The organism is Umezakia ovalisporum Ak1311 (assembly GCF_029891685.1).
In the GTDB taxonomy this organism is placed as follows: domain Bacteria; phylum Cyanobacteriota; class Cyanobacteriia; order Cyanobacteriales; family Nostocaceae; genus Umezakia; species Umezakia ovalisporum.
Genome location: NZ_JANQDJ010000069.1, coordinates 14,655 through 29,056, shown reverse-complemented (window position 1 = coordinate 29,056; position 14,402 = coordinate 14,655). Strand labels below are relative to the sequence as shown.

The 14,402-nt window shown below is 40.3% G+C and carries 9 protein-coding genes; 3 read left to right on the top strand and 6 right to left on the bottom strand.

Features of this window, described 5'->3' with window-relative positions:
- Positions 1 to 742: 742 nt before the first annotated feature.
- From NWP25_RS13535 to NWP25_RS13525, 3 genes are all read right to left on the bottom strand, one after another.
- Entirely contained in the window at positions 743 to 2,056 is a 1,314-nt protein-coding gene (locus tag NWP25_RS13535) for a CO2 hydration protein (protein ID WP_280650963.1), read from the bottom strand.
- Positions 2,057 to 2,095: 39 nt separating this feature from the next.
- Positions 2,096 to 3,598: an NADH-quinone oxidoreductase subunit M gene (locus NWP25_RS13530; protein ID WP_280650962.1), complete on the bottom strand. Its 1,503-nt coding sequence runs from the start codon at positions 3,596 to 3,598 to the stop codon at positions 2,096 to 2,098.
- A 73-nt stretch (positions 3,599 to 3,671) separates the two neighbouring features.
- Entirely contained in the window at positions 3,672 to 5,531 is a 1,860-nt protein-coding gene (locus NWP25_RS13525) for an NAD(P)H-quinone oxidoreductase subunit F (RefSeq protein WP_280650961.1), read from the bottom strand.
- Here NWP25_RS13525 and NWP25_RS13520 point away from each other — a divergent pair.
- Positions 5,530 to 5,685, top strand: a complete 156-nt coding sequence (locus NWP25_RS13520) for a hypothetical protein (RefSeq protein ID WP_280657443.1) — start codon at positions 5,530 to 5,532, stop codon at positions 5,683 to 5,685. The two genes, NWP25_RS13525 and NWP25_RS13520, sit on opposite strands and share 2 nt — an antisense overlap.
- Positions 5,686 to 6,048: 363 nt before the next feature.
- Here NWP25_RS13520 and NWP25_RS13515 read toward each other — a convergent pair whose 3' ends face one another.
- The 3 genes from NWP25_RS13515 to NWP25_RS13505 are packed head-to-tail and all read right to left on the bottom strand — an operon-like array spanning position 6,049 to position 10,096.
- Positions 6,049 to 7,779, bottom strand: a complete 1,731-nt coding sequence (locus NWP25_RS13515) for a diflavin flavoprotein (protein ID WP_280699591.1) — start codon at positions 7,777 to 7,779, stop codon at positions 6,049 to 6,051.
- Between the two features lie 19 nt (positions 7,780 to 7,798).
- Positions 7,799 to 8,296 (bottom strand): phosphate-starvation-inducible PsiE family protein, encoded by a 498-nt coding sequence (locus NWP25_RS13510; RefSeq protein WP_280699589.1) that lies wholly within the window; start codon positions 8,294 to 8,296, stop codon positions 7,799 to 7,801.
- Positions 8,297 to 8,347: 51 nt separating this feature from the next.
- Positions 8,348 to 10,096 carry a diflavin flavoprotein gene (locus NWP25_RS13505; protein ID WP_280650957.1) on the bottom strand — a complete coding sequence of 583 codons (1,749 nt, stop codon included), beginning with the start codon at positions 10,094 to 10,096 and terminating at the stop codon, positions 8,348 to 8,350.
- A 1,125-nt stretch (positions 10,097 to 11,221) separates the two neighbouring features.
- Here NWP25_RS13505 and bicA point away from each other — a divergent pair.
- Both bicA and NWP25_RS13495 read left to right on the top strand, forming a co-directional pair.
- Positions 11,222 to 12,913 (top strand): bicarbonate transporter BicA, encoded by a 1,692-nt coding sequence (gene bicA / locus NWP25_RS13500; RefSeq protein ID WP_280650956.1) that lies wholly within the window; start codon positions 11,222 to 11,224, stop codon positions 12,911 to 12,913.
- Between the two features lie 94 nt (positions 12,914 to 13,007).
- A complete protein-coding gene (locus tag NWP25_RS13495; RefSeq protein ID WP_280699588.1) occupies positions 13,008 to 14,393 on the top strand; it encodes a cation:proton antiporter in 1,386 nt (461 codons plus the stop codon).
- The last annotated feature ends 9 nt before the right edge of the window (positions 14,394 to 14,402 follow it).

Below are 14,402 nucleotides of genomic sequence, written 5' to 3'. Positions count from 1 at the left end.
AGGGATGAGAATGGTGTGAACAGATACTGTGGGACACACAGAATTTCAACCTTGTGGAGAAACAGTAAGACTCGTTGGTATTTGTACTAAAAAGCGTGTTTCTAAGAATCAATAACTTCCCGCTACAATGCAAATCATTGTGGCGGGGGAATGTCAAATGCAGCAGCCCACTGGATTTTCACAGGACTTAAGGCTACAAAGCTCTTGGTAAGCCTCAGATAAAAAGCCGAAACTATTACTTATTTTTTTTTATACACAAAAAGGTACTTGAGGTTTTATTTTACTCAAGTACCTTTTTGTAAAAGTTTATACCATTTTACTTGTTGAGTGCAACATTTAAACACGGTAACCCCACTCTTACATGAGTGTTGCCAGAATTAGTTGTAACAAACTTTGGGTGAAATGGTACCACTCCTTGCACTATATTAATAGTAGCTCTTATGGGATAAAATGAAACATTTTATTCATGACACTTTATTAAATAAGGTTAGTGATAAATAATGCTAATTACTTAGTATTAAGTAAAGCATTTTGTACTTAGACATGACCATGAGTAACTGGCAACCATTAACTTCTCCCTGGGATAGGATTTCCCAGGTGGTTATTGCCCTTGGGTCTAAGGAAGGACAATAAGCTTGTTATTTTGTTAGGACAACGGGAGAAGTTGGCCTAAGGTAGTTAAAAATTCTGGGAAGCTTAAGTTACTGTGTGGCTGCTGTGGTGCAAGATAACCAAGGTAAGTTCAACGATAATCTTGTCTTTGAACATCACGTAAACGGGCAGCATCACGCATATTGTATTCAGGGCGAGTGAAACGATTTAACTGAGACTCAAAGAATTGCCTATTAGCTTGTAAATGCTCAGGATCGGGGTCATCTAAGGGATGACACAGTGCAGTCCGCAATGCTTGAATAACGGCAGAGGTAACATTGTACATTGACCGTTGGAAACTAATTCCTAACTGAATCAACATATCTTCTTCTCCGCGACAATAACTGTTGTAGTAATCAACAAGATATTCTGGTAAGAAGTGCAGCATATCTTGCATGAGCAGTGTTGGTGGAATACCCGCAGTACCTACGGGAAATACATCTGCATAGAGAATTCCATAGTGAAAGTCTTTTTGCTGTGTTGGCACTTGTCCGGCTTGAGCGTTATATGATTTTGTTCCTCGGAAAGGAGCTGTGCGATAAAAAACAGCTTCCACATAAGGTAATGCAGCTTCATAAAGCCAAACAAAGCCTTTAGATTTAGGAACAATTTCGTAGCATTCACCACGAATATAAACATGATGGTAAATAGGACGATTTGCCACTGCAAAAATGCCGTTGACTAGAAAATTCATCGCCTCTGGGACAGTGGTAATTTTCCCCTCATCATACAAATCAGACATTTCAAAGAATACAGGAGCCATGACTTCCCAAAATAGCCCCAAATTGGCATAGTAAGACATTTGGCGGCACTGTTCTATAAACATATCTGGGAACAGATTATAAAGCCCTAACATCAATGGATTACTTTGGAAATAAGCTTTAATTGCTTGATGAGCATTAGCTTTATATTCTTCAGTATCCAAGTAAGGGTCAAATTTACCACCCATACCTCTATGCCAAAGCATTGCCCGCATACAGGCTTCTGCAAATTCCATATTGATACGGTCATGGAATAAGTGATGCAATAGCTTGGGCATTTTCATGGTTTCACCCTTTTGTATAAATGCCAAAAGTTCTGGATGAGCAGTAGCTTCACCGCGCCAAACTCTCAACTCGGCATCATCACCAGCATAGTGATTATGCCGTTGCAAATATTCTTGGGGAAGAAAGTATTTAAAAAAGGGTAATGGTTGTAAAAATACCTGTTCAGCAATGTACAGTAAATCCCGCCAGTAGAAATCCATTGGCACGGCATAAGCTTTATAAATGCCGATAATTTGCATTAAATTTTCTGGGGTATCTGGCAACATGGAGCCCCCAGCTTCTAGCCGATGAATTATGTCAGCAAACTCGTGTTGGGAAGGAGGTAATTTCCCAGTGGGATGATTCGGAACTTGTACCATTGTAATCGCCTCTAAATTTTGATTTAGACATTCTTCTAACTATTTGAGAGCAACTTGAGAAAGTAAGGTTTTTTCACCAGGGTGAATTGTCGCTACCATTGCCGTACTTGTTGGTTCAGTCCAACGTACTAACCAAGTAGGTTGTATGCCCAAAAAGATAATTAGAGTTGCCAAAATTAAAGCCGGTATTTTTTCAGACCATAAAACCTTGGGGTAGTAAGCTAAATTATTATCCAACTTGCCAAAACAGGTGCGGTTGAGGAGGATAACGAAATAAACTGCCGTTAAGCCACTAGATGCGACACATAATAGGGTGGGGAAGGGAAAAACAGAGAAACTACCTTGGAAGACAATAAATTCTGCCACAAATCCTGTTAAACCCGGAATACCAGCACTGGCCATACCACTGAGAACCAGTAAGGCGCTGATTAAAGGTAAACCGCGAATGGGACTCATTAGACCATTGAGTTTATTTAATTCACGAGTTCCCACTTTTGTCTCCACCACTCCTACGAGATGAAAGAGAATTGCCAAAATCAAACCGTGGCTGAACATTTGAGCCACTGCACCCACCAATGCCAAAGCCGTACTAGAGGCGCTGGCTAGCAATACATAACCCATGTGACCGATGGAACTGTATGCTACCATACGCTTAATATCTGTTTGGGCAATGGCAACTACTGCTCCGTAAATTGCACTAATTGCACCCCAAATTGCCAAGGTGGGAGCTAGGACATTCCAAGCATGAGGAAACATCCCCATGGCAAACCGTAACAGTCCATAAGTTCCCAATTTCGCCAACACCCCACCCAACAAAATAGCAATGGGTGCAGAAGCTTCAACATAAGCATCAGGTAACCAGGTATGGAAGGGAACCAAGGGAATTTTAATGCCAAAACCTAAAATAATTCCCACCAAGAGCAGGAATTGCAAACCTGCGGATAGTGTTTGTGTGGATATAGTGTTGTAAGCAAAGCTGGTAGAACCAGTGAGAAATACCATGCCTAGGAAGCTGGCTAAAATCAAAGTCCCGGAAACAGCAGTATAAATCAAGAACTTGGTGCCGGCATAGGCTCGTTTTTCTCCTCCCCAAATGGAAATTAATAAATAGAAAGGAATTAATTCCAGTTCATAGAACAGGAAGAATAACAACAAATTCTCCGCTAAAAATGCTCCGGCAACGCCACCACTAACTAATAAAATTAGTGAGTAAAAAAGTCGTGGGCGTTCAGTTTCTTGGTTACTGCTGTAAATAGCAATCCAGGTGAGTAAACTATTGAGGAGCAACATCAAAATTGATAAGCCATCAACACCAATGTGATAACTCAAACCCAAAGTTTCATTCCAAGGTAGATATTCTTCAAACTGCATTCCTGGATTACTGATATCAAATTTCAGCAAAATAAAGAAATTCCACAGTAAAACTATCAATGCTGCCGTTAAAGCTACTAACCGAATCCCACTGGCTGAAAAGGCTTTACCGGGTAAAAAGGCAATAATTACAGCACTTACAATTGGTATTAAAATTAGAACACTGAGCATAGATTTGACATAGTTAATTGGTCATTGGCGTTGGTCAGGTTTCCCCTAAATTGGGATGAATTTTGGTGGTGATTTAATAAATCAGACTTAAAAAGTTTACTCCCCAAAATGGCCAAGTTACCCATGCGCCTAAAATCCCCACTGCCATAAGCACAGTGAAAGCATAAAATTGGGTTTGTCCATTGTTACTGTATTTCAAACCTTCCCCACCTAATAGCGAAAACAAGCCCACAAAGTTGACGATGCCATCAACTACAAACCTGTCAATCATGTCAGCAAACTTAGAAAGTTGGGCAACACTGAAAATGACGGTCATACGATAGAGCTTGGGTGTGTAAAAGTCGTAAGCCAGCAAGTTTTGTAGACCTTGCCAAGGTAGGCGCACTGGTTTGGGAATATTGCCTAAATAAATTACCCCGCTAATGCTGCAACCAACAATACTTGACCCAATCAGTAATAAAGCCACATCTTTGTTCAGGGTTGCCCAGTTTGGTAGTAGTGATAAGCTTTCTAACACTAAGGGCAAATGCAACACAAAGCCAAATAAAATCATCATGGGCAATACCATGGGCCAATGAACTTCAGGCGATCGCTCACTCATTGGTTTAGCTTTACCACCAAAGATTAAGCCAAATTCTCTAGTTAAACTTACAGATGTTAAGAGATTGACTGCGATGACGACTACCACTAACCAAGGGGAGGTTTGCCAAAGTCCATCAGCTAATTTCAGCAAAGCCCAAAAGCTACCCAAAGGTGGGAAACCAATTAAACCGAAAGTTCCAACGATAAAAGCTAACCCGGAAATAGGGCGACGTGTCCACAAGCCGCCAAGTTGAGTTACATCTTGGGTAATGCTATTCCAGACGATACCACCAGTGCTCATTACCAATAATGCAGATGCGAGAGCGTGGGTCAGTACTAACAACAGTGCTGTTTCGTCTTGTTGTACCCCCACCGCAATGAACACCAAGCCCATGTAAGCACTAACAGAGTAAGATAGGCAGCGTTTAACATCAATTTGAGCGATGGCAATTAACGATGCGCCTACAGCAGTAACGACACCAATGGCTACAATAAATGACGAAACCACAGGGGATAAAGTCAATACGGGCTGGAGTTTAATCAGTACCCATGCGCCACTAGCAACTACCACTGAGTTCCGCAAAATTGTACTGGGAACAGGGCCTTCCATTGCTTCATCTAACCACAAATGCAAGGGAAATTGGGCGCATTTACCCATGGGCCCGGCAACTAATGCTAAACCTACTAATGTAATCACCGTGGGGTCTACTTCAGGGTTGGCGGCCCATTGTGCCAAATCTGTGTAATTCCAAGTCCCTGATAAAGTCCATAAACCCAACACTCCCATTAGCAGGAATAAATCTCCTACCCGTTTTGTTAAGAAAGCATCTCTTGCGCCAGTTACCACCAAAGGTTGACTAAACCATAAGCCCACCAACAGGTAAGTTCCTAGTGTCAAAACTTCCAAAATTACATAACTGAAGAACAGATTATTGCATAAAGCTAGGGCACATAATCCCCCTTCAAATAATCCTAATAAAGAATAGAAACGTCCCCAACCCCAATCCATTTCCATGTAACCAATCGCAAAAATTTGCGCTAGCCAATTTAAGCCAGTTACTATTACCATTGCCCCTATATTGACGGAAGAAATCTCTAAGGACAAGGTGAGATTTAAGCCTGCGGTTGATAGCCAAGGAATAAATATTTCTTGAGGTGCTTGATTCCAGCTGACTTGTAAAGCTAAGGCACTATGAACTAATGCCAAAAATGTCATGATTAAGTTGACATAACCTGCTGGTCTTGGTCCCGTTCTGCGAATGATTCCTGGTGACCAGGGAATGGCCAAAAGTCCACCTATTAAGGCGTAGCAAGGAACCAGCCAAACAGTCTCTAGGAGAAACTGAGCCATGAAATTAACCTCTGGATTTGTAGCAGACACTAATCCTACCGGGAGCAAAGTTAGCTATGCTCTCGGTCAGACTATTATCGTAAATAAAGAAAATTTATTTTTGCTTAATATTATTATTATCTTACGTCATATTCACCAAAAAGGAATTGATTAACAACATCAATTTATGATGTCTACTCTAACTAATTCTTATATCATGATTTTATTTGCTTAACCATAGACTCTAATCTATGGTGGATGATTTATGATCCAATACATAGATTAAAGTCTATGTGTAGACTTGACGTTTAGCTTAAATCCCCCTTGATATAGTAGACTACAAGTAACAAATTACACAGATGAATGATGGAAATATTGTAGTGTGGGCATACTATAGCTACACTACAAGTGTTGGGTGCTATGGGTGTACCTCGCCGAGTGAAATAGTGAAATTAAGCAATTGCAAATACTCCCAATGACCAGAACAAACTTCCTAGAGACGTTCATGGAACGTCTCTATATTCTTTGTGGGAGATATCTAATAATGACTACCTGATTTGCGATGTTCAACGGCAGTCATACCATTATGTTCCAACAGTTCACCTTGATGGACAACAGCATAAATTAAGCATCTGTCGCCACATTCTAGTAAGTTTGTCACAGTACATTCCAGATAAGCTAATGCTTGAGTTAAAATTAGACAACCATTATTAGCAACCTGTGTCTCAAGATTGTTAAAGGGATTTTCCCCTATTGTGGTTTGACGGCAGAAATAACGTCGTAAATTTCGATTTTCTTCGAGAATATTCACCACAAATTGGTCACCAGGTTGACGCATTAAATCTGCATTTTGGTCTTGAGCAATGGCAATTATAATTCCTGGTGGGTGAAACGTTGCCTGAGATATCCATGAAGTTAAAATGCCTTTATGGCTTTCCATATCACGAGTGGTCACCACACATAAGGAACCAATAATCCTTCCTACAGCTTGTTCAGTACGATCTATTTTCGCTTCTGTCACCACTTGGCGGAAGGTTCGCAGTTTCTTTGTTTTCTTTAAGTTTTGGGCAAAAGTCGCAGCTGCGGCTTGACATTGTTCAAGGGTTTCTGGTGTGGGACTAAATCGCACCCGAATAGTTTCAAAGCCTAAACTGTAGTTAGCATCTTTGAGTTTGCCTTCAATTAAATCTATAGCTTCACCACTCCAACCGTAGGAACCAAACACCCCTGCTAACTTGGTTTTCCCTCCCGTTGAAAGAACTATCCCTAAAGCAGTTTGAATTTGGGTTGGTGGATGTCCCCCTAAAGTGGGGGAGCCGATAATAAAACCATCGCTAGCTTCAATTATACGGGTAATTTCTCTGGGGTCTGCCAATTCACAATTGATAGACTCCACACTGACATGATTTGCAATCAAACCTTGGGCCATAGCATGAGCTAAAATTGCGGTGCTACCATAAGCAGAGGTATAAAGCAAGGCAACCTTTAAATCTTGAGATTTCTGTCCTTGACACCAGTGACGGTAATCATAAGTAAAACGACTCACACTGTAACGCACCACTGGTCCATGACCAGGAGCATAACATCTAGCCGGCACAACAGCCAATTTATCTAAAACTGCTTCAACTTGTTTCCCTTGGGGTGCATGAAGACAGTGAAAGAAATAATGACGTTCTAGGTCTAATTTTTTCCAATCTTGATCAAATAAGGTATCTTCGCAAATATGAGCGCCAAAAAATTTGTCTGTGTATAAAATCTGGGTTCTAGGGTCATAGGTACAAAGACCATCAGGCCAACGAGGAGTAGGAACTGTAATAAATGACAGGTGATGTCTTTGTCCTAAATCTAAAGTATCTTCAAAACCCACAGCTTGAATGGGTGATTCCCACTCAGGAAAAGCACTTTTTAAAGCATTTGCAGCAGGACGAGAGCAAATTAACTTAGCTTGGGGTGCAAGGGAAAGCAACTCTTTGAGGGTAACTTGGCGGTTAGGATTCACGTGACCGAGAATAATGTAATCAAGGCTAGTGAAGTCCAGATATTGTTGCAGTTCCTTTAAGTAAATAGCTGTAAAAGATTCACCAGGAGGGTCAATTAAAGCTTTTTTGTCAGCCTGAATTAGATAGGAATTGGCTGTAGTGCCTTTTTGACGGGAGTACTCAACTTCAAATTTTAGGCGTTCCCAAGTACGCGATCGCAAAATGAGTGTATTTTCGCCAATATTTGCCACTTGTACATCTCTGGGACGATTGAATGTTGCAGTATTCATAATACTCTCCTGTGTTGGTTTACTTCTTAATGACTAACTTTTGCTCATAGCGATTGCGATATTGTTTTTCTGGGTCTATACCTTCAAAATTAGGGGGCATCCAAACTCGCAAAACTAACAGTATCCCCAGTACTAATAAAAAGGCACAAGTTGCTAAAACTTGGCTCCAATTAGTTTCCAGTACACCTTTGACAATAACTTCTCTTAAAGCAGAGACAATAGCAACTTCTACGGCTACTCCAATAGATATGCGTTGTTCTTGGAGGTAAATAATCAGCAGCCGGAATAGTTCCACTAAAATCAGCAGAAACAAAATATCTGCGGTAACCACATGGAAATCCAAAGGAGGAAGCAACGACAGAAACATATCCCACACTTGCATTACCATGAAGCTAAATAAACCAATACACAAGGAAACCACAATTACATCTTGAATAAATTCCAATGTGCGGACGATGCGACCCCGATTGATTTCGTAAACAGAAATTTCATTATCTTCCACAACAGGTTTGTACATATCAACGAAAATTGGGGATTGGGCTGTAATTGAAAATTCTGAGTCAGTGATTTAGTAATGATTGCCCATTTTGCGGTGATGAACAGCAGTTAAAGCATTAACATTGGCTACTCTGCCAGTTTTAACAGTGCTGTAAATAACCCAATGGTCACCACAATCCATACGGCTAGTGATTTCACATTCCATATAGGCTAAAGCATCTACCAAGATGGGAGAACCATTACTTGCTGGATAAGTTTTTATTCCTTCAAAGCGATTAGCACCGGGAGGAAAACGTTTAAGGAAATGTTTCATTAATCCTTGATAGTTGTCTTCTCCCAAAACATTTAAAACAAAGCGATCGCCGAGTTGCATTAAAGACGCAATAGCTCGTTCCTTGGACACAGCAATGGCAACTCCTAAAGGTCTTAAACTTGCTTGTGTCACCCAAGATGCCAACATTGCACTTTTAACTTCTCCTTTTTGTGTAGTAACAATATATAGTCCTGAGGTAATTCTGCCTAAGGCTTGTTCTAAGTTGCGGTTAATGGATTGAATTTTCTTACTGGTGAGATTGCTAGCGGGGCTTTGTGGGTCACGGGTCAACCATTGACCCATATCTGTACCTGCTTCTTCACACAATTTTTCTGTTTTTTCTCCTGGAATATCTTTAATTAAAATCGGAGGAAATGCTTCAACTAATCCTAATTCTTGAAACTTATTGCGTAAGGGATAAACAGGCTCATCTTCTCCGCCACCAGATTCTAATAAACCTATAGCCTGCTTCTGATGTACAGCGGCTAGAATAGTATTTAAAGCACATTGAGCCGTCACTGAATATTGGGATGGCATAGCAATCACTATCCCTGCAGCTTGAGATACCAATTCTCTAACTTCTTGTAATTCACCACTATTAATGTCTATTAATTCTACAGCTACACCTGTTTTAGTACATCCATGTCCCAAAGTATGCACTAAATGTTCACCATAACCGTAATCTTCAGCATAAAGTAAGGCAACTAATATCTCTGTTTTAGCTTTGGCTAAACTCCAAGTTTTATAATTATCGAAACCATGGGAAATATGATGCCTTAACAAAGGACCGTGACCTGTAGCTACTGTATTTATTTCTAAATTTTCAATTCGTTTTAACGCTGCTAAAACAGACCGGTAATTGGGTGCCATCAGACAGTCATAGTAATACTTAAAATCTGCTGCAATGGTAGAGAAATATTCATCATAAGTATGGTCATCACAATAATGCATTCCAAACACATCGCAGGTATAGAGAATCCTTGTTTTGTGATCGTAGGTCAAAATTGTATCAGGCCAGTGTAAGTTAGGAGCGGATATAAACTTTAATTGGTGACCATTACCTAAATCTAAACCCTCTCCGCTTTTGACCAACAAAGATTTAAATGGCTGGTGAACCATGTTTTCGAGAAACTGAATTGCTACCTTAGAACCAACAACAGTAATCCCAGGGGCTAAGTGCAAAATATCCTTAACTAAACCACTATGGTCTGGTTCAGTGTGGCTAATAACCAAATAATCTATTTTATTTAAATCAATTAAACCTGCCACTATCTCAAGATATAGTTTCTGAAATTTGCGATGTGAGGTGTCAACTAAAGCAATTTTTTCACCTTGAATTAAGAAAGAGTTATATGTTGTTCCGTTTCTTAAACCAAATTCCACATCAAAACGTTCTCTATCCCAATCGAGACAACGAATAGCAGTTGTTTTAGAGGCAATTTCTACCGTTTGAACAGTCAAACGTCCTACATTAATAGCTTGAGCATCTTCTGCAAGTATGACCATTGATTTCTACCTCAGAAATATGGGAAATTCACTATTCTTTTATTTTTAACTAAAAACCACTATTAGTAAAATTTCAATTTCTCAAGCTATTGATTAGTAATATTTATTGTTTATTTACATCCCAACAGCATTGAATCTGATTAATAGCAATCATCAGTTTGATGCCAGAAGTGTTGAATCCTGCAATAAAAATTTACAATTTCTGCATTTTACCCCGATAAAGTTCATTATCTATTAAGAATAGAGTCATTAATTGCTCAAATTTTGTATCACCGACGCACAACTTGGACAGTCAACAGTCAACAGTCAACAGTCAACAGTCAACGTTTGATGCTGTATGTTTTGTATATTTAAGAATTTACTGAAAAATCAGCCCCAGCTAACAGCAAGTTACCAAGGGCTGAAAATCAGTACACCAAAGTGCTTAACAAAGTTTTTCTCATTTTTCCTGGGAAGCTTATCTTTTCCACCAGGGAACTGTCAATGACACAACCATGTGGGATCCAACATCACCTATCTTAGTTGAAAACCTTTTTAATTCCCAGGGGGACTCAGTTGACTTCTCCCATAAATGAGTTTAATTATTTTTACTTATACTTAACTAAATGTTATTTTATACTTCAGATCATAGCAGCTCAATTAAAGGCTCTCTGGCTCAATTTTTATTTCATCTTTTGGTGAAATAATTTTTTTAATAAAACTTCATATAAGTTTTACATATCTTATTAATTATTGTAATCAAAGTCAGACAACAGGTATAGCCTTTTATCTATGGCAATAATTTAATCTTTATTTAAAATCCGGGTTAATGAGTGAACAATATTCACCTAGGAGGCTGTAAACTATTGTTAACTCTATTAAATTTGGTTATCAACAAAACTTGCAAACCATGTAAGTTTTTTTAATCAAAATTTTGAACTCTCTTTGACATCAGTCATTTCTAGCCGCGATTCGCAACCAACGATTTCCCCTGTAGAAATGCACAATATTCTGGTGGGTTGCAAAAAAATTTAATTTTTTTGCTCGACTTTCCATGCAGATGAGATAAGCAACTTGCTCAAAGTGAGTAGCAACTATTGCCTGTCATCAGTTTGATTTTGCTGTTTTTGTAACCACAACTCGAGTATGACATTTACCAATACCATCCATTTTAGAAACTTAAGAGGAGATATATTCGGTGGTGTAACTGCCGCCATCGTCTCCCTACCCCTAGCTTTAGCCTTCGGTGTGGCCTCTGGTGTGGGGCCTGGGGCTGGACTTTACGGTGCGGTTTGCGTGGGCTTTTTTGCCGCCTTATTTGGTGGGACACCAACACTGATTTCCGAACCTACGGGGCCAATGACGGTGGTCATGACTGCTATTGTTAGTTCCATGATAGCCAAGAATCCAGAAAACGGCTTGGCAATGGCATTCACAGTGGTCATGCTTGCGGGGATATTTCAAATCATATTGGGGGTATTCAAGCTGGGTAAATATATTACCCTCATGCCCTACAGCGTGATTTCCGGTTTCATGTCTGGGATTGGCATCATCCTGATTTTGCTGCAAATTGCGCCTTTTGTGGGACAACCCAGTCCCAAGGGTGGCGTATTAGGAATGGTACAAAACTTGCCGGATTTGTTAACAAAGGTTAATCCTGTGGAAACAATTCTCGGAGCAATGACCCTGGCCATTATTTTCTTGATGCCATCTAAACTCAAGCGCTTTGCTCCACCCCAACTAGTAGCATTAGTAGTAGTCACAATAGTTTCTCTGGTATTTTTCGGGAATTCTGAAATCAGAAGAATCGGCGAAATCCCCATGGGACTGCCAACATTGCAATTACCAACCTTCACCCCATCACAAATCACTGCCATGTTGGTGGATGGGGCAATGCTGGGGATGTTGGGTTGTATTGATACCTTATTAACAGCAGTGATTGCAGATAGTTTGACTCGTACTGAACACAAGTCTAATAAGGAATTAATTGGTCAAGGTCTGGGTAATTTAGCATCTGGCTTATGTGGTGGACTCCCGGGCGCTGGTGCAACTATGGGTACAGTGGTTAATATCCAGACAGGTGCTCAAACAGCTTTATCTGGTTTGACTCGTGCCTTAATATTACTAATTGTAGTGTTATGGGCAGCTGGTTTAACTCAAAGTATCCCCATGGCAGTACTGGCTGGTATTGCCCTCAAAGTAGGGATTGACATTTTAGACTGGAGCTTCTTGAAACGCGCTCATAAAGTGTCCCTCAAGGGTACACTGATTATGTACGGTGTAATGTTCTTAACCGTATTTGTTGACTTGATTGTTGCTGTGGGTGTGGGAGTTTTCATTGCTAACATTTTAACTATCGAACGTCTTTCTGAATTGCAATCTCAGGATGTGAAGACAATTACCGATGCCGATGATGCTATCATCCTGAACGATGAAGAGAAGGAACTACTCAATCAAGCTAACGGACGGGCACTGTTATTTTACTTGAGTGGGCCAATGATTTTTGGAGTTTCCAAAGCGATCGCCCGTGAACATTCAGCAATGAAAGATTGTGATGTACTGATTTTAGACCTGAGTGATGTTCCTATGATGGGTGTAACGGCTTCTTTAGCAGTTGAAAATGCCATCCAAGATGCTCATGATCAAGGTCGTCAAGTACTAATTGCTGGTGCAACTGTCAAAGTGAAGCGCCGCTTAGAAAAACTTGGTGTTTTGAACTTTGTAGCCCCACATAACTGGTACATGACCCGTTCAGAGGCACTAAAGCAAGCAGTTGAGTTAGTTAATTCCTATCCAGTGGGCAGCAATAACCCTGGAACTAGTCAATATCGTTCCTGAGCAAATGGCCATGACACCTAGGAATATCAAGCTTAATTAAGTTAACCAAGGTGGGTAACCACCCACCATTTCCCTGAATATAACCATAGAAACCATGACTTTCTCACAATTAATAGTTAACTTGTGGCATAATCCTTTACTCGCCACCACAAACGAAGCGGAAAATGCCCCCATAGTCTTAGCTGGTGTATTACTTAGTTTAGTAGTCATTTATTTAGCCAGTAAAATTGGCGGTGAATTGTCTAAAATGGCAGATTTGCCCCCTGTTTTAGGTGAACTAATTGGGGGTGTGGTTGTGGGTGCTTCTGCTCTCCATTTAGTCGTATTTCCCGACGGTGGTGCAGGAGCTTCGGATTCCATGATTATGACCATCCTGGAATTTATCAATGACCTTAGTCCCGAAGCAGTAACATCAATTTTTCAAAGCCAAAGCGAAATCATTTCGGTTCTTGCTGAACTGGGTGTGATCATTTTGTTATTTGAAATTGGTTTGGAATCAGACCTAAAAGAACTTACCAAAGTCGGTTACCAAGCCATAATTGTTGCTTGTGTTGGGGTAGCGGTTCCCTTTATGGCTGGGACGGCGGGATTGATTTTGCTATTTCATGCCCCAGTCATTCCATCGATTTTTGCTGGTGCAGCCCTCACAGCTACTAGTATTGGTATTACCTCCAAAGTTTTGTCAGAACTTGGCCAGTTAAAATCTCGTGAAGGTCAAATCATTGTAGGTGCAGCGGTCATTGATGACATTTTAGGTATCATTGTTTTGGCAGTGGTTGCCAGTCTAGCCAAAACTGGTGAAGTTGATATTTTCAACGTCATTTATCTCATTGTCAGCGCCACCGTATTTCTCATTGGCTCAATTCTCTTGGGCAAATATTTCAATCAAAGTTTTGTCGCCCTTGCCAATAAGTTGCAAACCAGAGGTAACTTAATTATCCCAGCATTTATCTTTGCCTTCTTCATGGCTTTTTTAGGCAATGCCATTCATTTAGAAGCAATTTTAGGTGCATTTGCAGCTGGCTTAGTTTTGGATGAAACAGATAAACGCAAAGAACTAGATGAGCAGGTTAAACCTGTGGCTGACATCTTAGTACCTGTTTTCTTTGTTACAGTTGGCGCGAAAGTTGACCTAGGGGTTCTTAATCCTTTAGTTCCAGAAAATCGCCTAGGATTAGTAATTGCTACCTTTTTAATTGTGGTAGCCATCATTGGCAAAATTGTCACAGGTTGGTCAGTTTTTGGTCAACCTGGCATCAACAGATTAGCAGTTGGTGTAGGCATGATTCCCCGGGGGGAAGTTGGGTTAGTATTTGCGGGGATTGGTGCAGCTAGTGGTACCCTTGATAAACCACTTCAAGCTGCGATTATTATTATGGTGATTCTCACAACTTTCCTAGCGCCGCCTTGTTTACGGTTTGCATTTAAACAATCCCCAGGGGAAAAAGAATCATTGGAAAAAGCCAATTTAATTGGTTGAATACTGTTA